We start from the raw sequence: 18,263 nt of genomic DNA, 5'->3' as shown, positions 1-18,263 counted from the left end.
CGAGCCATCATCTGATGGCGCGCTTTTCCTCCTGCGCGGCCCGTTCCATCGCCTCGAACAGATCCCGGGCCTCCTCTCGCGAGAGACGCGTGTCCAGGAGCGGGAGGTAGACCTCTTCCTCTTTCGCAAAGTGGGCGGTGACGAGCGCAGAGAGGCCATAGAGGACGCGGCGGAGCGCTTGCACCTCGGATGTATCCAGGTGGTCGTTCTTCAGAGACGAGCGCAGGGCTCCCAGTTCTTCCGTCAGCCGACCAATCTCCACATGGTCGCGGCTCATCGTGGCCGTTGCTTCTGGCGCTCCCATCAACCGTCCCACGACGGGATACAGGGCACGTTCTTCCGCTTGGGCATGGGGAAGGAGTTGGTGCGAAAGAAATGCAGAGGTCTCGTCGATTTCCTGCCGAAGCGAGGGAAGCGGTGTGCTCCCGACGGCGTCAGCGACCGCTCGCAATCGCTCGATATGCGGAAGCAGTTCTTTGTGCTCATCTCGTAGGGGTTGTGTTAATTGGGACATGTGCTTTCTCCTTTTTGGCTGTTCGTTTGTTTAGACGCATCTCGCCGAAGGGGCGAGGAGGCGTGTTCTTCGCATTTTGGGTACAACGCGCGATAGCTTTCCTCCTTGCTCTTCTGTCCAGAAGTATAGGCGTTTTTCGCGCAGGTGACCGTGACAAAAGTCTCTCCAGCTACTGCATCGCTGTCGAGGAACACAATCATCACACCGCCGAGAGACCGCCCCGCTTACGCCTCGGTGCCCAGGTGAACATACATGAGAGCAAGCAGCAAAGGGAAAAAGCTGAGGATGAACAGGGCCGTGCGTGTTGATGCGGGCCAGTCCAGAGCCACACCTATGGAGATGAGAGCCACGGTGATCCCGAAAAAGACCAGGCCCACTGTCCTGTAGAGCGTGGGATGACGATGGACCATCCTTTTATCCTCCTCCAAGGCGAGCAGAAAGAGCTCTCAACAAGCAGTGGTTAGTGCCGGAAGTAATCGGCGTTGATCTTGAGATACTCCTGCCACTCTGACGGAACTGCGCTTTCTTCAAAGATGGCGGTCACGGGGCACGCTGGCTCACAGGTCCCGCAATCGATATACTCGTCAGGGTTAATGTAGAGCTGTACATGCTGGTCGTAGTCGGCTTCACCGGCTGCGGGATGAATACAATCGACCGGACATACATCGACGCACGAGCCGTCCTTCACCCGATACATGGCGCAGTAATAACGTAGGTCATAGGTTCACCTTTTCCCTCTTGTTGATCTCTTTCTCAATGGGCACGTTCACCTGTTCTGACAGATCCCTGCGGAAGCTGCCTACTTCGGATTTCTGAAGCGGGCGAACGCGGAAGCCGCTTTCTATGAGTCTGCCACAGTTGGGGCAAAATTTGGTGGTATCAGAGAACTGAAGACCACAATAGAGACAATATTTGGCCATAGATGTTTCCCTCATCTTTCAGGGGTGCCATTTCTGGTTGTATCTGCATGCTCCTTCCATCTCAACTGATGTGTTGGAGAGCACCGATGCTTTCGAGACAGCCCCCCGAAAAACATCGTTGCACGATGTATTTTTCTCTCTTGATTGTACCTCCAAATTGGCAGGGAGAGGCCAGCATGCGGTCACAGAACAATCACAATTCTGCTCTCCATGAACAAGCGCGAAGCCGGCTGATCTTCTCTGCTCATGCATGGCTCTCGGACATTCCGTGGCAGCGACGCTCTCGTGATTGTTCTGTGACTATGCTTTGGCCCGTGTCCCCCTTTTTTGGATTACAATAGGGAAAAGAAATACATCGTATCACGATAAAGCTGCACGATGAGCAGCCATGCTGTTGCTACCCCTCTCGTACGTCCTTTCAAAAAGGAGAATCTCGTGAACGACATTGATGACACAGAAGCGATTGAACACTTACGCCAGGCTGGCTGGACCCCCGTAGAAATAGAGCGACTCCGGCAGGTCCGCCGAGCATATGTTGAAAAGGGAGAGCAGACGCTAGGAGATCATCCGCATTCTACGTTTGTCCGCTGGCTACTGATCCTTCTCCAGGAGGGGGTTCCGGCCTCTGGACCATGCTGGTAATCACAAGAAGAGATCTTGTGATTGTTTCGTGATTGCTCCCGCCGTCCTATGGCGTCACCTTGTGCTATGCTTATAATGTATCGGGTAACGATACGAAACACCAGGTGTCTGGAACATCCCTCTCCACTTCACAAAGGCGTGTCGTGGGGTATTGGATCATTGATCCGGACATCCACTCTCAGAGCAAGAGGCTATCTGGCCCCTGGTATCAGGAGTGATGAGGGTGCACCTATACTGCACGAGGGCCGGAGGCATTCAGTCAAAATGAGAAGAGTGCTCATCCCCATAGTGAGGAAGGGAAAAATAAAAAGGGAGAAAACGATGCTCAAAGCACAACGACGAGCTGAAATGATCTGGAACGGCAATCTGGCGCGGGGAAATGGGGAGGTGAAGGTTGGCAGTGGGGTGGTAGAAACCCTGCCGATGACCTGGGCCTCACGTACTGAGCAGCCGGACGGCAAAACGAGCCCGGAAGAACTCATCGCTGCGGCGCACGCTGGCTGCTATGCGATGGCGCTGGCGTTAACGCTAGCAGAGGGAGGCACGCCTCCAGATCGCTTACGAGTGGCTGCTGTCTGTACGCTTGAAGAGGTCGATCAGAAACCGAAGATCACGAGCATGGAGCTTGAGGTTGCAGGCAAGGTCGTGGGGCTGGATGCCGCAGGGTTTGGACGGGCAGCGCACCAGGCCGAGCAACTCTGCCCCGTCTCGAATGCGCTGCGTCAGAGCGTCGCCATTCGACTCACGGCGCACCTGGAAGCCTGACCATCCATACCTGGGGAGGAAGCAAAGGAGGTCACACCATGACCGAAAAGCCGACAACCGTCGCGTTCAAACGTGTCTACGATGAGCCAGCAGAAAGCGATGGCAGGCGTGTCCTGGTCGAGCGCCTGTGGCCGCGTGGACTTTCCAAAGAGCGCGCCCATATTGATCTCTGGCTCAAGGAGGTCGCCCCCAGCCACGAACTACGGACCTGGTTTGGACATGACCCGGAGAAATGGGAGGAGTTTCGTCGTCGCTACGAAGCGGAGTTGGCGTCTGGGGAGGCGCGCAAGGCTTTCTCCACGCTGCGGGATCTGGCCCGGCAGGGACCGCTCACTCTGGTCTTTGCCGCCCGAGACGACCAGCATACCAATGCGGTCGTGTTGCGCGATCTCCTTTCCCGGGACGATCTCTCCAGCCGGAACGAATGATGAGAGAAGAGGGAGAAAACCTATGGCTCTTGAGTATGATATTGATGAGGAACAGATCCAACATGCCTTGCATCTCTATCCCCGACATGTTTCCGAGGAGCAGATGCAGACCTTTGAGCGCTACATGGCGGAAATCTTCACGGCCTTTGGCCTGGATCTGAACACACCCGCTACCCGCGAGACCCCGCGACGGTATATTCGAGCCCTGTTTGATTCCACTGAAGGGTATGAAGGCGATCCCAAATTACTGACTGTGTTTGAGACGGAATGCCGTGGGGGGCCAGATTGTCGCCTCAGCCAGGTGATTGAGGGGCCGATCCATTTCTACTCGCTCTGCGAGCACCATGCCTTGCCCTTCCACGGGCATGCCTACGTGGGCTATATCGCACACGAGCACATTATCGGGATTTCCAAGCTCACCCGTTTAGTGCGCCTGTTTGCCAGGCGCTTCAGTGTACAGGAACGCATCGGGCAGCAGATTGCTGATACCCTGGAGGAGATGCTTTCTCCGCATGGCGTCGCGGTCTATCTCGAAGCCCACCATCTCTGTACCGAGATGCGTGGTGTGCGTGCCGTCTCGCCAATCACACGGACCACCTTCTGGCGGGGCAATTACGATACCGACGCTTCCTTGCGTGCAGAATTTTTCGTCGCGTGTGGACTCCCGCGTGGGGGGCAGACATGAGCAGCTCGCTACAGCCACTGGAGTCTCTGTTTGACCAGACGCAGGGGCAGGCCCTTCCCGAGCCCCCGGAACTGTTGACCCTGTATGGGCCGCTCCAGTTCCCCCTGCATCCTGGCCAACCGTATCTTGTCGGCAACTTTGTCTCAACACTCGATGGAGTCGTCTCGTTGAACATCCCAGGTCAGGCAGGCGGCGGGCCAATCAGTGGCGAGAGTCCGCATGACCACCTGGTGATGGGTCTCTTACGCTCCGTAGCTGATGCCGTGATCATTGGCGCTGGCACCCTGCGAGCCGTTTCTCCAGAGCATCGCTGGACAGCCCAATATATCTATCCGGCCCTGGGTGATGTCTACCAGCAACTGCGGCTTCGCCTGGGCAAGCCGGAGCCACCACTCAACGTGGTTGTCACCGCACGCGGCGACCTCAATCTTGCGTTGCCACTCTTTCAGTCCGGGGACGTGCCTGTGATGATCGTCACGACGACACAAGGCGCAACCTATCTGAGCGCGCGCCTCATCCCTCCAGCGGTGCGAGTCGTAGACATGCAGCCAACCGGCCCCCTTCGCGCGCGGTCAATCGTCCGGGCGGTGTGCGAGGCGCGCCCGTGCCAGATGATTCTGGTTGAAGGTGGGCCACAGGTGCTGGGAGACTTCCTGACGGAGCACCTCCTGGATGAACTGTTCCTGACGCTGGCTCCACAGATTGCCGGTCGGGACAACACGAGCTTTCGGCCTGGACTGGTCGAGGGACACCTGTTTGCGCCCGAACACCCCCTCTGGGGCACGCTCATCAGTGTCAAACGCGGGGGCAGCCATTTGTTTGTACGCTATGCCTTCCAAACACAGGAGGTTGCATCATGACCACTGCTGTGCAAGAACTGACCACACTCGGACAAAGTATCTGGCTCGATGATATTGACCGCGAATACCTACGTTCTATCAAGAGAAGCTTCTGCCCCTGCTCCAGGCAGAGGGGCCACGCGAGCCTGTGATCTGATGGAGAACGAAGAAGGAAGAGAGGAAAGAGAAGGAGGGTTCTCATGAAGTGTGAAGAATGTCAGCAAGCATTGTGGAAGGCCGGAGAGGTCGTTGCGGCAGGAGCCTATGCACGCGTCGATGATCGATCCTATCGCGTCATCATCCTGGAGCAAGCAGGGCCGCTGCCTGCCTCCTTTGATGGTCATACGGCGCTCTATTGTCCGTCCGCATGCCGGTGTGCCGTCCGAGCCAGGCCACCTCAGGAGAACAACGCAGCGCGATGAGAGAGGAAACCTTTGTGCTCGATCCCACGCCCCCTTTCCGCCTGGATCTGACGGTGTGGGCGCTACGCAGACGTGCCAGGAACCAGATCGATCAATGGGACGGCACGACCTATACACGAGTTCTGCTGCTTGACGGGCACCCGGTCAAAGTGACGGTCTCCCAGCAGGACCCGCTGCCGCACCCGCGCCTGCTCGTGACGGCATCATGCTCCGTTCCTCTCGCACAGCTCACTGCAAGGGTCAGCAGCACCTTGCAGCGCATGCTTGGCTGTGCGACAGATATCAGCGCCTTTTCTGCCCTGGCCCGGCGCGATCAAGAACTCTCGGCGCTGGCCGAGCAGTTCCGGGGACTCAAACCGCCACGTTTCCCGACGCTGTTTGAAGCGTTGCTCAATGCCTTTGCCTGCCAGCAGGTCAGCCTGGACGTAGGTCTTCTGCTGCTCAACCGGCTGGCGGAGCGGTACGGTTTGTCCTGGACAGATGACCAGGGCGTCGCCTTTGCCTTCCCAGGCCCAGAACACCTCACCAGCGCTTCCGAAGAGCAGCTCAGGGGGCTTGGCTGGAGCCGCCAGAAGGCTCGAGCAGCGCTTGAACTTGCCCATCTGCTGGTCGAGGAGCCACACGCTTTTGCCGAACTTCCGCGCATGAGCGATGAGGAGGTGTGCCAGGCTCTGCTGCCCCTGCGAGGAGTCGGGCGGTGGACAGCGGAATATGTGTTGCTGAGAGGATTAGGGAGAATCGAGGTCTTTCCAGGCGATGATGTTGGGGCACAGAAGAATCTGCAACGGCTCCTCTCGCTTGATGAGCAACCAACCTATGAGCACATGCAAATGTTGACAGCCCGCTGGCATCCGTATGCCGGGTTGGTCTATTTCCATCTCTTATTGCGCACCCTTGACAAGAAAGGGCTCCTTTCCCGAGACCGAGAGGAGCCGAGAGAAAAGATGTGATGGAACAGCAACAGCTCTACGCGTTTCAAGAGGAGAAGCATATCCTCTCTCATCAGTCCCCAGCGTCGCCTGCGACCGCCGAAGTGCCAACGGTTCCCCTGGACATGATGACGCGCTTGCTCGATTTCTCACCAGATGCCTCGCTTGTGGTCGATCCATCTGGCACCATTGTCCTGCTGAATGCACAGGCTGCATTCTTGTTTGGGCACGAGCAGGGGGAATTGCTTAGGCAACCATTAGAAGTGCTACTTCCAGAGCACCTTCACCGCATTCATGTCGCAGACCTGCAGGCAACCGCTCAGCTTCAGTTCTCTTTCGTATGAGAAAAACAACGATTACTTCCAGCTTTGTTTGTGAACGTCTGCTCCGATTTTGATACGCAGATGTGTGCAGCAAGCTGGCACATCTGGCAAATTTCGTTGTTCCTGCTTCATCGACCACTGCCATGGCACCGGGCCTTGAGATCAGCTATCGGCTTCGGTCTCACACGGCCTCCACAGGCGGTTTTACGTTGGGCCTGAGCCACTATCCGCAACGGGAACGTGAAGCCTTTCATCGAGCAAGCGGCGGGCTTCACATTCCAGGTTCAGCGCCGCATTGAGATCGCGATCTCTCACCATTCCACATTTCAAACAACAGTAGGTGCGATATTTCAAGGGCATGCGCTTCTTCACATGCCCACACCCAGAGCATCTTTTGGTCGAGGGGAAGAACCGATCCACGACCATGGCCTGCCCTCCCACCGCCTGCATTTTGGTGGCAAAGAATTGGAGCAACTGGCCGAGTCCGGCGTCTGCCATCGCTCTGGCCAGCTTCCGGTTTTTGAACATGCCTTTGATATGGAGGTCTTCCAGTCCCACCACGCTACACGTCTGAGCTATCTCGGTGGTCAGCTTGTGATGACTATCTCGCCGCATGTCGGCTATCTTGCCGTGCAAGCGAGCCAGTTTGACCCTGGCCTTCTCACGGTTCTTGCTGCCCTGTTTGGTTTGGGGATCATAGTGTTTGCGACTCAACGAGCGCGAAAGACGTTTCAGCTTCTTGATCTGCCTGGACAACGGTTTGTGGTTTTTAAATCGCCGACCATCGCTCACAATCGCTGCTTCTTTGATGCCTACATCAACGCCGACGAGGGGATGAGGATTGACCACAGAGACAGAGGGGATTTCCACGTGAATGCTCACGTACCAATGACCGCCAGACAGGCCAATCGTCGCCCCCAGGATTTTGACAGAAGAACAGAGCACATGCTTGCGCTCATTGCGCCATTTGCCGGATGTCTTTGCATAATCAGCACGCACGAAGCGCAGCGACTCCGCCATGTTGATCTTCCCCAGGCTACGCTTGTACTTTGTCTTGTTGCGGATCTTCTGGGGCAGCATTCCATCGGCTTGCTGCTTGTCCAGAAGAAACTGACCTAACACCGGGACAACGATCCAATGGTCCCCAACCGACAATTTATCATTGGCAACGTAGAAAGACTCCCGACTCCTGTTCTTCTTTTTGAAAGTGGGGTAGGTGTTCTGTCCCTTGAAGAAGCGGGAGAAGGCGTCTCCCAAATCCTCAAAGGCCCCTTCAATCACACATTTGGTGACCGCAAAGGTCCAGGGGAATTCCCTGGCTCGCATGGCTTGAAACTGTTTCTTGAGGGTGTGGGCTGTGGGCTTCTTCTCCCGCTTGCCTTCCTGATACTCCTGGTATTGCTTGTTCCATTCAGCGAGTCCCCAATTATAGACGAACCTGCGCGTCCCACAGGCGCGGCGCAGATACTCTTCCTGTTCAGGCGTTGGGTTCAGGCGAATCTTGTGCGCTTTGATCATGGCTGCCATCTGCTTTTCCACTCCAAGCACCAGGGAAAATTCTTTGTCGGTAGAGGAGCGCTCATTGGTAACGGACGATGGATTTTGAGTCGGCCTTAGCGGTCCCATCGCTGCAAAATCTTGGGGACAACCCCTACCAGTTTTGCACATGCACCAAATGTGTACATGTGTGTAGTAAAACATATGTGTACACACAATTTCAACTATCTAGTACCTCCTCCTCAAGCATATCTCCGTGTCCTCCCCCTCCGTGTTCAGACAGCAAGGAACGAGATACCACTGCTTTCTTCATCATGTGACATCTGGCCCGCCATAGAGCAGCGCTCGCTTGACTTCCGCGATGAGACCCGTCACCGGAATGCCGCGTGGGCAGCATTCGGTACAGTTAAACACGGTCCGGCAACGAAAGGCTCCCAGGCGATCACTGAGGATAGCCAGACGCTCGGTTGCGCCCCGATCCCGACTATCGAAGATGAAACGATGCGCATTGACAATGGCGGCTGGTCCTACCCACTGCGGGTCTCCCCAGGTCACGGGGCAGGAGGACGTACAGGCGGCACAGAGAATGCATTTGGTGCCTTCATCATAGCGCGCCCGCTGCTCTGGCGTCTGGAGACGCTCAGTGAGCGGCGGCGGTTCATCATTGATCAGGTAGGGGTTGATCTTGTTGTACTGTGCAAAAAACGGTTCCTGGTCCACCACCAGGTCCTTGATCACCCGAAAAGCGGGCAGCGGCTTGATCGTGACTGTCTCGGAGAGATGGCGCATGAGCAACGTACAGGCCAGCCGATTGAGTCCGCTGATATTCATGGCATCGGAACCGCAGACCCTCTTTTCCTTTCTTAATATTCTTCTCTCTATTTTTTTCTTGTACTCGTCTAAAATTTTGCTTGTGTGCGGAAATAGCTGGAGACACCACTTTTATCCTTGGGATTCCGTGGTGTGAACGTGAACGCAGACGGGTGGGTGCCCGGCGTTCCCTTGATGCTGTCCTCGTGAGGGAGCCACCCGTTCAAGGGTCAAATGTGCAGGAGCCATCTGGTCGCTCAGCGGAAACGTCACAGTCAGCACGCCATTGCCATACGAGACATTAGCGCAAACTGCGTTGACGGGCAGCGGAAGGGTCACTTCGCGTGCGTAGGCTCCCGCGTGCCACTCATCGAGGAAACGTTGTTTGCCGTCATGTTCCTTGAGCAGCCCGCGCAGTGCCCCCTGGAGAATCAGGTGCCCGTCTTCGGTTACGTGAATAGTAATGTTCTCGGGTTCCAGACCCGGCATGGGAGCTGTGACCATCAAGCGACCATTCGTGCTGTACATGTTGATGGGGATTGGTTGTTGCTTCACCTGTTCTTGCATTAGTTTCACCTTTCATTCCGCAACGCTCGGTGCTCGCTGCCGTGCTGACCTCAGACCGGGAAGCCCTGTTCTCGGAAGGGCAGGCGGAAACGTTGTCAGCCGTCCGGCCAAACGCGAGAGCTTTTCGCGCTTCTCTATCGTAATACGATCTATTCTCTCCTTCTAGTATATGCGCTTTTGGGAGAAAAGAGAGGGGTGTTGGGTCACGAATCGATCACAATAGAGCCAACGCATGAGAAGATGATGCCCCTCTGGCCCAGAAGTGGAGAGCGGGGTCTTTTCTGACTGGTGGTATACTCTCTGTATGGAGAACACAAGCATTTATACTATTGGTCACTCAACCCATACCATCGAGGAGTTTCTAGAGCTGCTGCGCGCATACGCGATCCAACTCCTGGTCGATGTGCGTACCATTCCCAGATCACGCGCGCATCCCCAGTTTGGTAAAGATCTGCTCCCAGGCGAACTTCAAGGAGTCGGCATTGCGTATGCTCACCTGGAAGCGCTGGGCGGTCTGCGTCACGCGCGGAAAGACTCTCCGAACACCGGCTGGCGCAACGCCTCTTTTCGCGGATTTGCCGATTATATGGCGACTCCGGCGTTTCAGGAGGGCCTTGCTGAACTGGAGGCCCTTGCCCGCCGTCAAAACACGGTGATCATGTGCGCCGAGGCCCTTCCCTGGCGTTGCCATCGGTCCCTGATCGCCGATGCGCTGACCGTAGCTTCCTGGCACGTCTCCCACATCATGAACAAGCACACCGTCAAAGAGCATACCTTGACCCCCTTTCTGCGTGTGGAAGGCGGTCTGCTGATCTATCCCGGTGAAGAGCATCCCGCTTCCTGATCTCGCCTGCTGCCACTGTCCGACCGCATCTTCTCCAGGTTTGTGCGGGAATGGCTCTCTCGGCAGAACCAGCCTCGTCCTCTTGTGCCGCCGAAACGCTGACCTCTGCTCATCGCTGAGAAGGCGAGATTGTGATTGCATTGTGATCGTCCCCCACTTGCCCCGGCTGCCTGACATGTTATGCTAGAACTGTATCGTCACACGATAGGATAGTTCAGGTTCATCATTTCCCTGAAGGAATGAACAAGCCAGAGCAGGAGAGAAGCATGACCCAGGTTGAACGTCTTGCGGCATGGATCGAGCGGGCGACGTATACCGACCTTTCGGAAGAAGCGAAAGAGGCACTGAAGATCCACATCCTCGACGCATTGGGCTGTGTGTTTGGGGCCCTCGATGGGCCACCGATTCGGATGCTTCGTGCTCAGCTTGAGGACTTTGGGGGCCGACCCCTGGTGACGCTGATGGGAGGCGGGAAAGTTGCTCCTGACCTATAAGGGTACACCTGGGAAAGCGGAAAGCGGAAAGGAGCCTCTCTGATGGCTAAGCCCATCCCTATCGCTATGTACGCCGATCTCGCCTGCCCCTATGCCTATGTGAGCGCCTATCGCTTGCGCAAGCTGCGCACGGAGGATCGCGCACCGGTTGTCATCGAGCATAAAAGCCTCGCCCTGGAGTATATCAACAAGGAACCGACGCCCAAACCTGTGCTTGAGCTTGAGATTGAGCTTCCTGTCCTGGTCCAGGAGGAACCTGGCATTCCGTATCAGCCCTGGCAGCGACCGGAGAGCGAGTGGCCGGTCACGATGTGGCCCGCTTTCGAGGTCGTCAAGTGTGCTGAGCGGCAGAGCCTGGAACTGGCAGATGCACTCGACTGGGCTATCCGTACTGCCTTGTTCGCAGAAAGCAGGTGCATCTCCATGCGCCATGTCCTCTTCGATCTGTCTGAACATGTTGGCATCGAGATGGGACGTTTTGCCGAGGACTTCGACCGGGGCGTGATGAAGTACCAGGTGCTGGCCGAAGCGCAAGAGGGATGGGAGCGCCTACATGTCGCGGGCAGTCCCACCTTTGTCTTGCCTTCTGGCAAACAGATCAGCAACGTGGGATTACCGGACATTGTTCTTGATCCACATCAGCCGGGTAGTGTGCTCGTCACACCCGCTCCCGGACCAAGAGCGGACGGCCTGGAGATCTTCAGGCGAATAGTTGCCGAAGCGCAACCATCGAGCAGGCAGTGAAGGAGAAGAGAGAGCGGGGAACACACAACAAGCATACAGAAGAAAGGAGCATCTGTCATGGAGCAAGCATCTCCGAAACACGAGCAAGCTCAACCCCCTCTGGAGCGATTGAGCGATGCCCTCCAGGAGGCCATCAAGGTGGTTGTGGGCACCCATCGCAAGCCCCCTCGGCGTTTGAAAAGTTTCCTGAACGGCACGTGGTTCGGCCACCCGCTGCACCCTGTGATCACCGATATCCCCATTGCGGCCTGGCTGCTTACTGCCATCTTCGATATCATCTGGTTGATCGCGCCGACCCATACGAACTGGGCTGGTCTGGGGGCATTTGTGGCCGTGATTGCCGGGTTGCTCGCAGCGCTAGGAGCGATTGCCACCGGGCTTACCGATTGGAGCGACACCTATGGCGCGGAGCGGCGCGTGGGTCTCAATCACGCCTTCTTCAACGCCTGCGCCTTCGTGCTCTATCTTGTTTCTTTCATTCTCCGCTGGCTGTCCGGTCCAGGCGATGGAGTAGCCGCTGCCATCCTGGGGTTTGTGGGACTGGCCTGCGTGCTCTATGCTGGCTATCTGGGCGGCGAACTGGTCTTTACCACCGGAACTGGCGTCAATCATACCGCCTGGGAAGCGGCGGGTGAGGACTACGAGGCGGTGCTGCCGGTTGCGGAAGTGGAAGAAAACAAGCTATATCGCGTGATGGCCGCAGGGGTTCCGGTGGTGGTCCTGCGCCAGGGTGAGCAGTTCTGTGCCATCTCTGCGACCTGTCCCCATGCAGGCGGCCCCCTGGACGAAGGGGCGATCAGCGGGGATGTGGTCGAATGCCCCTGGCACGGGTCCCGCTTCCGCCTGTGCGATGGACGCGTACTGACCGGCCCGGCGACCGTCAATGCGCCGCGCTATGAGGTGCGTGTGTCCAATGGGCAAGTAGAGGTCAAGCGTGCAAGCTCTGCATGAGAGAAATAGGAGAGACGAGCAAGTGATGCAAAACGACACGAGGCACTCAAGCAGAGCACGAGCACGCGAGCAGCCGCGCGTCGTGATCGTTGGTGCAGGGTTCGGTGGCCTGGAAGCGGCCAAAGCGTTACGCCACGCGCCTGTCCAGGTCACGGTGATCGACCGCTGGAACCACCACTTGTTCCAACCCATGTTGTACCAGGTGGCAACGGCGGGTCTGTCCATTGAGGACATCTCTGCCCCGATCCGCCGGATTTTTCACCGGCAAGCCAACACCTCCGCACTGATGGCCGAGGTGACTGGAATTGATGGAAAAGCGCAGCCGCAGCCATTCCATTACCATGACAAGGGGACCCTGGCCACCATTGGTCGCGCCTTTGCCGTCGTTGCTATTGGCCCTCTGCGCTTCACCGGTTTTCTTGCCTGGTTGACCTGGATTGCCGTGCATATCTTTTACCTGATCGGCTTTCGCAATCGTCTCCTGGTGCTGATTCAGTACGCCTGGGCCTATGTGACGTTTCAGCCAGGAGCGCGGATCATCTTACCGGATGAGCATGCCCGGCGCGAGAAAGACGGTATGCCCGTTGAACACAAGCGAAAGGAAGCAACGTCATGAACCACTCTCTCTCCCCCAGACCGCAAGCCGGAGATGGAAGGCTCGCCCCGGGAGCAACAGATGGGCAGAGGAGGCCGCTGGGATTACGCACACGTGCCATGTTGTTCGGCGTCCTTGCGGCAGCCATTCTCACCGGGCTGATTGCTCTGGGCTCACGCGGCTTTCACTGGTTTGATGCCACCTTGATTGGCTATGCCGTCGCCTCGATTTTCGCTGTCGCTGCGGTGACGTACAAATACAGCTTCTGGTTGGCACGCCCGCAAACCGGGCGGTATTGGCGACGCAGTTGGCAGCTCTTTTTCTCCTATGCCAACTTTCGCCGCTACACAGTGCTGATTCCAACCGCCATCCTTGATCTGTTCTCGCAACAGTTTATTCGGCGTCGTGGGATGTATCGTTGGCTGACGCACCAATGTATCTTCTGGGGCGTGATCCTCTCCTGTTGTATTACCTTTTCCCTGACCTTTGGCTGGATACGCATGACCCTGACAGCAACCGGGCAACACCTGGTCTGGTTCTTCGGCTTTCCGCTCCTGGCGTTCCCCGTTGACTCGGCGCTGGGATGGCTCATCTACCATGCCCTGGATTTGACCGCGATCTTGTTGTTCATTGGGCTGGTGCTGGCCCTCCATCGACGTTTCCACGACCTGTCGCTGATTACGGTGCAGCGCTTCGGCTTCGATCTCATGCCGTTAGCCTTGCTGATGGCCATTGTGATCACCGGTCTGGCGCTGACCGCCGATAGCACCTGGCTGCGTGGCGCGTATTACTGGTATATTTCACTGACGCACGAAGTGGTGGTCGTGCTCTGGCTCATTTCGCTGCCATTCGGCAAGTTTTTCCATCTCATTGAGCGTCCGGCCACCGTGGGCATCGAACTCTATTGGAAGACAGGCGAGGGGACCGAGATGCAAACGTGCGCGCGTTGTGGCGAGGCATTTGCCCCGGTGCGCTTTATTCAGGATCTCAAGAAAACGCTGCTGGATGTGGGGGAAAATTACAGCCTGCGCGAGGATGTGTTTGCTCAACAGAGTGCTGAGTCAACGGGAACCGAGGCCGAAGAGCAGGCCACCAGGACCCTCTGGTGGCAGGACCTGTGCCCCTCCTGCAAGCGTGTGGCGCGTGGGCAAGCGACGCTCGCCGCCCTTGATCCCGGTGGCAATCGCTTCTTATAAACGGAAAGGAAGAACAGGATGAGTGTTGATAAAGGTCGGTTTCGACGTGGTCAAAAGTCTGTGCCTGTGTGGCTGCACGAGCCCCGCAAGCACCGGAGTGGGCGCGTGACGTGGATATAGCTCAGTTAGAGGCAGCACGCAAACGTCGCCACGAACTGCCCATCGCGAATGCACGCCCGACCCCCACGTTCCACTAGCCTCTGGTAGACACGTTCTGTGATGAGAAAAGAGGACAACAATGACAGAAACAGTGGTGATGAAACAGATCTTTCTCGATCCCTCGCGTTGTATCGGCTGCCGCTCGTGTGTGGCAGCCTGCCGCGAATGCGATACGCACAAGGGGGAGAGTATGATCTATATTGATTATCTTGAACGATCCAATACCGTGGCGTCCTCGCCAACGTTGTGCATGCACTGCGAGGACCCGCTGGCTCCTTGCGCCCAGGTGTGCCCGGCACAGGCCATTCTGGTGAGCCCGGATGGCGTCGTGCACCAGGCAGACGAGTCGCGCTGCATCTATTGCGAGAATTGTGGCTACGCCTGTCCCTTTGGCGTCCCCAAATTCGATAGGCACAAGCATTTTATGCGCAAGTGCAACCTATGCTATGATCGCACCAGCCAGGGCAAAGGTCCGATGTGTACGACGGTCTGTCCCACACAGGCCATTTTCTATGGCACCTATGAAGAGTGGGTACAGGCAGGCCGGGGCTTACAGGGAGCCAGGCCAGTCAACACGTTCTCTTTTGGACGACAGCGCGTACGTACGCGTAACTACGTGGTGCTCTCGGAGGAGGACGAGGCTCTTGACCTCATGGCGCTCCTGGACGAGGCGACCTTGGGCAAAGATAGCCAGGTGCCGCAAGCCACTGCTGGACGCAATATGGAGCCGTGGGTCGAGGCAGAGACTGCTGGGATACCAGAGAGGGAGGCTCCTCCCCAACCCTGGACACCGCGCGAACCGCAGCCGTTTACGGTTCCTGCATCATCAGCAAAGTCGGTCAACGAGGAGGGCAGGTCGTGAAGGTAGGGCGGTTTTTTCCTTCAACCAAGCTCTGCCATGGATGTCAATGGAAATGGGATGAGATCACGCTGGCGGATCGCGTGTTCGTGTGCCAAACCCCCGACTGTTCCTACTATCAGTTTGGGCAAGATCGCGATCACAATGCCTCGCTCAACATTTTGTCGGGAGCCCTTCGCTTGATCGGGCTGATTGATCAAGCCGTCTCCGGTACTGGCTCGGACGCATGACGGAAAATCGGCTGTGGACTTGATAGAAGACCAAAGTGCTTCGGCATGGAGGCGGTTGAGGATGAAGCAGCAACAACGAAATTCTGTGTGGAGGTGTGCTTGCACATGTTTGCATACGAAAATCGGAGCAGGAAAAAGCTAGAGCGTAAGATGCGACTAGGGACGGAGATGCACGCTATGGTGTGGCTGCTCTGTTGTTTTGCAGGAATAGGATTGGGCAGCACGTTCAACAGGTGCGCGTCCAGGAGGTTGAGTCGGTCGCGGCCCTACCTTTATCCGCGGAATGGGCCGGATGACCGCTTCATTCGTGGAGAGAGCTAGTTTATCGCCATGATGCCATATCGCTAGCGGGGAGCCTTCAATAAGAGAATACCTTACGTCTGTCGCAGTTACTTCAATGTATATGCAACGGTTGCGGAACAGAATTCGGAAGGCGAGTCGGGCGACACTCTCTGGCAGCCTGGGGGCAAAGGCGAGTGAACCTCCGTATAGGCGCATACCTCCAAAGCCAGCGACCAGTGCGGACCAGGTTCCCACCAGCGAAGCGATATGGAGTCCATCGCGAGTGTTATGCTCCAGATCATAAAGATCCATAAACGCAACCTCGGCAAGGTAGTCATACGCGAGTTGGAGTTGACCTACCTCAGCCGCGATGACTGCCTGCGTTGATGCCGAGAGCGAGGAATCGCGTACAGTGAGAGGCTCGTAGTAGGCGAAGTTGCGCGCCTTCTGCTCTGCAGTAAAGGCATCGCCACGAAGGTGCATAGCAAGGACAAGGTCGGCCTGTTTGACCACCTGCTTGCGATAGAGGTCAAAATAGGGGAAGTACAGGAGCAAAGGGTAGTGGTCCGTTTTGGTGTCAGCAAAGTTCCACACTTCATGCGAGGTAAATGCATCATCTTGAGGGGTTACATTGAGGCTCTTGTCATACGGTATGAACATTTTCTCAGCAGCCTCGCTCCAACTGGCAATCTCGCCAGCGTGCACACCGAGTGCACGTGCCACGTGAGGATGGCGCTTTGCTGCCTCTGCCGCAGAGCGCAGGTTATGCTGGGCCATAAGATTGGTATAGACGTTGTTGTCAACAAGGGCGCTATACTCGTCGGGTCCGGTGACGCCATCGATGCGGAATTCCCCATTGACATTGAGGAAGCCGAGCGAACGCCACAACCTTGCAGTCTCGACGAGTAATTCAAGGCCAATCTCCTTCTCGAACGCTCTATCTTCGGTGCTCTCGATGTAATGGGTCACCGCGTACGCGATATCAGCGTTGATATGAAACGCGGCAGTGCCCGCCGGCCAGTAACTTGAACTCGCCTCGCCATGAATCGTTCGCCAGGGAAAAGCTGCTCCACGCAGTCCAAGTTGGCGAGCACGTTCCTTGGCCAGATGGAGGGTCGAGTGACGCCAGCGCAGGACGTCGGCGGCGGCGCGAGGAAGGGTCAGTATCAGGGCGGGCAGGACGCAGATCTCTGTGTCCCAAAACGTGTGCCCATCATAACCGGGTCCGGTCAACCCTTTTGCCGGTATAGGTCGTTGCTCTCCCCGACAGCCCGCCTGAAGCACATGGAAAAGCGCGAAGCGCAATGCTTGTTGAACCTCTGCATCACCTTCGATCTCGATGTTTGAACTCTTCCAGAAATCATTCAGGAAGCCACGCTGCTCAGCAAGCAGGCCCTCCCAGCCAGTGGACCGGGCAGCGGAAAGCGCGGCGATGATCTGGTCAGAGATTGCTGATCGTGAGCGCTGGCTCGACCAACCATAGGCAAGAAATTTGATGATGCGCAGTCGCTCACCGGGCCTCAACTGCGCGCTGACCGAGACGCGCGCTATGTCAGGGGTACTCTCCGCTTCAATCGTCATCCCCTTAGGTCCCTCGATCTGATGATCCATTGCCGCACCCATGCGCAGGCTACTGGCCTGTGTGTGATGAACCAGGAGTCCACGTGTGTTCCGAACCTCGTGTTCCTCTCCTTCAAGTGGGGACAGGGAAACAGTGCCTGCTCGTGGATCCTTGCCTGCATCTGGCAACGCTTCGTTCGCCACTAACTCTGATTGCAAAACGATGCGCACCGAAGAGTCAATCGGCTCAACCTCATAGCTAATTGCAGCGATGGCACGCTGGGTAAATGATACCATTCGTGTAGACGAAACCTTGATTGAGCGACCTGTAGGCGAGACCCAATTGACCGTACGGTGCAGGACACCAGCGCGAAGGTCGAGCTCCCTTTCATGGCTTTGAAGCAGGCCATACCGAACGTCAAAAGGTGTATCATCGACAAGGAGGCGGATAATTTTGCCATTGGTTACATTGACGATCGCCTGCCCAGACTCAGGATAGCCGTAGCCTCCTTCTGCATAAGGTAGGGGACGTAGCTCATAGAAGGAATTTAAATAGGTGCCAGGAAGGCCATACGGTTCTCCTTCATCAAGGTTGCCACGGAGCCCAATGTGTCCGTTGGAGAGGGCGAAAACAGACTCTGTCTGTGCCAGAATATCAAGGTTGAGTTCTGTCTCGTGAATTTTCCACTCTTCGACTGTGAAAGATGGGTGTTTAATCATGGATGCTCCAAAAGTTCTAGATAGCTCTCGCTCGTATACGTACTTCCACGATCAGAGTGATGGAGTAATCCGGACTGTAAACGTCTATGGGCCAGTGCCATACGGAGCTCGTACGGCCGGGGTAGCATCTTGAAAGGGAGCCATGAACCATCCTACCACCATGCGTGAGAACAAATCAAACACCACCGCAAGAAGCCACCCTTCTGTGGTCCAAATGGACATCATGCCTGCCCACCCATTTGCTGTTCAGGCTCATTGTATTGGAGAGAACAGTTTTTATGAGTGGGA

At 56.5% G+C, this 18,263-nt stretch carries 18 protein-coding genes and 5 pseudogenes; 16 read left to right on the top strand and 7 right to left on the bottom strand.

Going from position 1 to position 18,263, the window contains the following annotated elements; all coding sequences use genetic code 11:
* Positions 1-7 precede the first annotated feature (7 nt).
* The 3 genes and pseudogenes from KTT_RS25570 to KTT_RS25560 form a co-directional block, all read right to left on the bottom strand.
* Positions 8-514, bottom strand: a complete 507-nt coding sequence (locus KTT_RS25570) for a hemerythrin domain-containing protein (protein ID WP_126600120.1) — start codon at positions 512-514, stop codon at positions 8-10.
* A gap of 224 nt (positions 515-738) precedes the next feature.
* A complete protein-coding gene (locus KTT_RS25565) occupies positions 739-924 on the bottom strand; it encodes a hypothetical protein (RefSeq protein ID WP_126600118.1) in 186 nt (61 codons plus the stop codon).
* A 50-nt stretch (positions 925-974) separates the two neighbouring features.
* Positions 975-1,234, bottom strand: a pseudogene (locus KTT_RS25560) (4Fe-4S dicluster domain-containing protein).
* 635 nt (positions 1,235-1,869) lie between these two features.
* Between KTT_RS25560 and KTT_RS25555 the strand changes: the two are divergent.
* The 8 genes from KTT_RS25555 to KTT_RS25520 all read left to right on the top strand — a co-directional run bounded on the left by KTT_RS25555 (position 1,870) and on the right by KTT_RS25520 (position 6,488).
* On the top strand, positions 1,870-2,076 hold the full coding sequence (locus tag KTT_RS25555; RefSeq protein WP_126600116.1) for a hypothetical protein: 207 nt from the start codon (positions 1,870-1,872) through the stop codon (positions 2,074-2,076).
* A gap of 321 nt (positions 2,077-2,397) precedes the next feature.
* A complete protein-coding gene (locus KTT_RS25550) occupies positions 2,398-2,841 on the top strand; it encodes an OsmC family peroxiredoxin (RefSeq protein ID WP_126600114.1) in 444 nt (147 codons plus the stop codon).
* Positions 2,842-2,879: 38 nt separating this feature from the next.
* Positions 2,880-3,269: a DUF488 domain-containing protein gene (locus KTT_RS25545; RefSeq protein ID WP_126600112.1), complete on the top strand. Its 390-nt coding sequence runs from the start codon at positions 2,880-2,882 to the stop codon at positions 3,267-3,269.
* Between the two features lie 22 nt (positions 3,270-3,291).
* Positions 3,292-3,954, top strand: coding sequence for a GTP cyclohydrolase I (gene folE, locus KTT_RS25540; RefSeq protein ID WP_160146135.1), 663 nt, complete (start codon positions 3,292-3,294; stop codon positions 3,952-3,954).
* Positions 3,951-4,814, top strand: coding sequence for a RibD family protein (locus KTT_RS25535; RefSeq protein ID WP_126600109.1), 864 nt, complete (start codon positions 3,951-3,953; stop codon positions 4,812-4,814). The genes folE and KTT_RS25535 overlap by 4 nt, the downstream gene beginning before the upstream one ends.
* 179 nt (positions 4,815-4,993) lie before the next feature.
* Positions 4,994-5,215 carry a hypothetical protein gene (locus KTT_RS25530; protein ID WP_126600106.1) on the top strand — a complete coding sequence of 74 codons (222 nt, stop codon included), beginning with the start codon at positions 4,994-4,996 and terminating at the stop codon, positions 5,213-5,215.
* Complete coding sequence (locus tag KTT_RS25525) at positions 5,212-6,165, top strand: DNA-3-methyladenine glycosylase family protein (protein WP_126600104.1); 954 nt, start codon at positions 5,212-5,214, stop codon at positions 6,163-6,165. Before KTT_RS25530 ends, KTT_RS25525 begins: the two co-directional genes overlap by 4 nt.
* A complete protein-coding gene (locus KTT_RS25520) occupies positions 6,165-6,488 on the top strand; it encodes a PAS domain-containing protein (RefSeq protein WP_235845970.1) in 324 nt (107 codons plus the stop codon). Before KTT_RS25525 ends, KTT_RS25520 begins: the two co-directional genes overlap by 1 nt.
* A gap of 183 nt (positions 6,489-6,671) precedes the next feature.
* On the opposite strand, the gene KTT_RS25515 is transcribed toward KTT_RS25520, so the two are convergent.
* The 3 genes and pseudogenes from KTT_RS25515 to KTT_RS25505 all read right to left on the bottom strand — a co-directional run bounded on the left by KTT_RS25515 (position 6,672) and on the right by KTT_RS25505 (position 9,341).
* A complete protein-coding gene (locus KTT_RS25515) occupies positions 6,672-7,985 on the bottom strand; it encodes an RNA-guided endonuclease InsQ/TnpB family protein (protein WP_126603137.1) in 1,314 nt (437 codons plus the stop codon).
* Positions 7,986-8,276: 291 nt separating this feature from the next.
* Positions 8,277-8,813 (bottom strand): annotated as a pseudogene (gene sdhB, locus KTT_RS25510) (succinate dehydrogenase iron-sulfur subunit); the annotation flags it as partial.
* A 93-nt stretch (positions 8,814-8,906) separates the two neighbouring features.
* Entirely contained in the window at positions 8,907-9,341 is a 435-nt protein-coding gene (locus tag KTT_RS25505; protein WP_126600098.1) for an Hsp20/alpha crystallin family protein, read from the bottom strand.
* Positions 9,342-9,645: 304 nt separating this feature from the next.
* On the opposite strand from KTT_RS25505, the gene KTT_RS25500 reads away from it, so the two are divergent.
* The 8 genes and pseudogenes from KTT_RS25500 to KTT_RS25465 all read left to right on the top strand — a co-directional run.
* Complete coding sequence (locus tag KTT_RS25500) at positions 9,646-10,185, top strand: DUF488 domain-containing protein (RefSeq protein ID WP_126600096.1); 540 nt, start codon at positions 9,646-9,648, stop codon at positions 10,183-10,185.
* Between the two features lie 266 nt (positions 10,186-10,451).
* The gene (locus KTT_RS25495) at positions 10,452-10,679 is read left to right on the top strand and encodes an MmgE/PrpD family protein (protein WP_160146134.1); all 228 of its coding nucleotides are present in this window, start codon (positions 10,452-10,454) and stop codon (positions 10,677-10,679) included.
* A 42-nt stretch (positions 10,680-10,721) separates the two neighbouring features.
* Positions 10,722-11,423 (top strand): DsbA family oxidoreductase, encoded by a 702-nt coding sequence (locus tag KTT_RS25490; RefSeq protein ID WP_126600092.1) that lies wholly within the window; start codon positions 10,722-10,724, stop codon positions 11,421-11,423.
* A 57-nt stretch (positions 11,424-11,480) separates the two neighbouring features.
* Positions 11,481-12,374, top strand: a complete 894-nt coding sequence (locus tag KTT_RS25485; protein ID WP_126600090.1) for a Rieske (2Fe-2S) protein — start codon at positions 11,481-11,483, stop codon at positions 12,372-12,374.
* 25 nt (positions 12,375-12,399) lie between these two features.
* Positions 12,400-12,684: pseudogene (locus KTT_RS37785) on the top strand (FAD-dependent oxidoreductase); the annotation flags it as partial.
* Positions 12,685-12,986: 302 nt separating this feature from the next.
* The gene (locus KTT_RS25475; RefSeq protein WP_126600085.1) at positions 12,987-14,165 is read left to right on the top strand and encodes a hypothetical protein; all 1,179 of its coding nucleotides are present in this window, start codon (positions 12,987-12,989) and stop codon (positions 14,163-14,165) included.
* A 250-nt stretch (positions 14,166-14,415) separates the two neighbouring features.
* A pseudogene (locus KTT_RS25470) lies at positions 14,416-14,958 on the top strand (4Fe-4S dicluster domain-containing protein); the annotation flags it as partial.
* 194 nt (positions 14,959-15,152) lie between these two features.
* Positions 15,153-15,413, top strand: a pseudogene (locus KTT_RS25465) (zinc ribbon domain-containing protein); the annotation flags it as partial.
* 156 nt (positions 15,414-15,569) lie between these two features.
* Here the strand turns inward: KTT_RS25465 and KTT_RS25460 are convergent.
* Entirely contained in the window at positions 15,570-17,975 is a 2,406-nt protein-coding gene (locus KTT_RS25460) for a glycoside hydrolase family 65 protein (RefSeq protein WP_126600083.1), read from the bottom strand.
* Between the last annotated feature and the right edge of the window lie 288 nt (positions 17,976-18,263).

It is taken from the genome of Dictyobacter aurantiacus, assembly GCF_003967515.1.
Taxonomy (GTDB): Bacteria; Chloroflexota; Ktedonobacteria; order Ktedonobacterales; family Ktedonobacteraceae; genus Dictyobacter; species Dictyobacter aurantiacus.
This window is presented reverse-complemented; position numbering and strand designations above follow the sequence as displayed.

What these genes read in the sequence shown, in the direction of transcription:
- KTT_RS25475 (WP_126600085.1), top strand. Translation starts at nt 12,987, where the DNA reads ATGAACCACTCTCTCTCCCCCAGACCGCAAGCCGGAGATGGAAGGCTC.
- KTT_RS25505 (WP_126600098.1), bottom strand. Translation starts at nt 9,341, where the DNA reads ATGCAAGAACAGGTGAAGCAACAACCAATCCCCATCAACATGTACAGC.
- KTT_RS25525 (WP_126600104.1), top strand. Translation starts at nt 5,212, where the DNA reads ATGAGAGAGGAAACCTTTGTGCTCGATCCCACGCCCCCTTTCCGCCTG.
- KTT_RS25565 (WP_126600118.1), bottom strand. Translation starts at nt 924, where the DNA reads ATGGTCCATCGTCATCCCACGCTCTACAGGACAGTGGGCCTGGTCTTT.
- KTT_RS25490 (WP_126600092.1), top strand. Translation starts at nt 10,722, where the DNA reads ATGGCTAAGCCCATCCCTATCGCTATGTACGCCGATCTCGCCTGCCCC.
- KTT_RS25570 (WP_126600120.1), bottom strand. Translation starts at nt 514, where the DNA reads ATGTCCCAATTAACACAACCCCTACGAGATGAGCACAAAGAACTGCTT.
- KTT_RS25500 (WP_126600096.1), top strand. Translation starts at nt 9,646, where the DNA reads ATGGAGAACACAAGCATTTATACTATTGGTCACTCAACCCATACCATC.
- KTT_RS25520 (WP_235845970.1), top strand. Translation starts at nt 6,165, where the DNA reads ATGGAACAGCAACAGCTCTACGCGTTTCAAGAGGAGAAGCATATCCTC.
- KTT_RS25530 (WP_126600106.1), top strand. Translation starts at nt 4,994, where the DNA reads ATGAAGTGTGAAGAATGTCAGCAAGCATTGTGGAAGGCCGGAGAGGTC.
- KTT_RS25545 (WP_126600112.1), top strand. Translation starts at nt 2,880, where the DNA reads ATGACCGAAAAGCCGACAACCGTCGCGTTCAAACGTGTCTACGATGAG.
- KTT_RS25485 (WP_126600090.1), top strand. Translation starts at nt 11,481, where the DNA reads ATGGAGCAAGCATCTCCGAAACACGAGCAAGCTCAACCCCCTCTGGAG.
- KTT_RS25535 (WP_126600109.1), top strand. Translation starts at nt 3,951, where the DNA reads ATGAGCAGCTCGCTACAGCCACTGGAGTCTCTGTTTGACCAGACGCAG.
- KTT_RS25460 (WP_126600083.1), bottom strand. Translation starts at nt 17,975, where the DNA reads ATGATTAAACACCCATCTTTCACAGTCGAAGAGTGGAAAATTCACGAG.
- KTT_RS25550 (WP_126600114.1), top strand. Translation starts at nt 2,398, where the DNA reads ATGCTCAAAGCACAACGACGAGCTGAAATGATCTGGAACGGCAATCTG.
- KTT_RS25515 (WP_126603137.1), bottom strand. Translation starts at nt 7,985, where the DNA reads ATGATCAAAGCGCACAAGATTCGCCTGAACCCAACGCCTGAACAGGAA.
- folE (WP_160146135.1), top strand. Translation starts at nt 3,292, where the DNA reads ATGGCTCTTGAGTATGATATTGATGAGGAACAGATCCAACATGCCTTG.
- KTT_RS25495 (WP_160146134.1), top strand. Translation starts at nt 10,452, where the DNA reads ATGACCCAGGTTGAACGTCTTGCGGCATGGATCGAGCGGGCGACGTAT.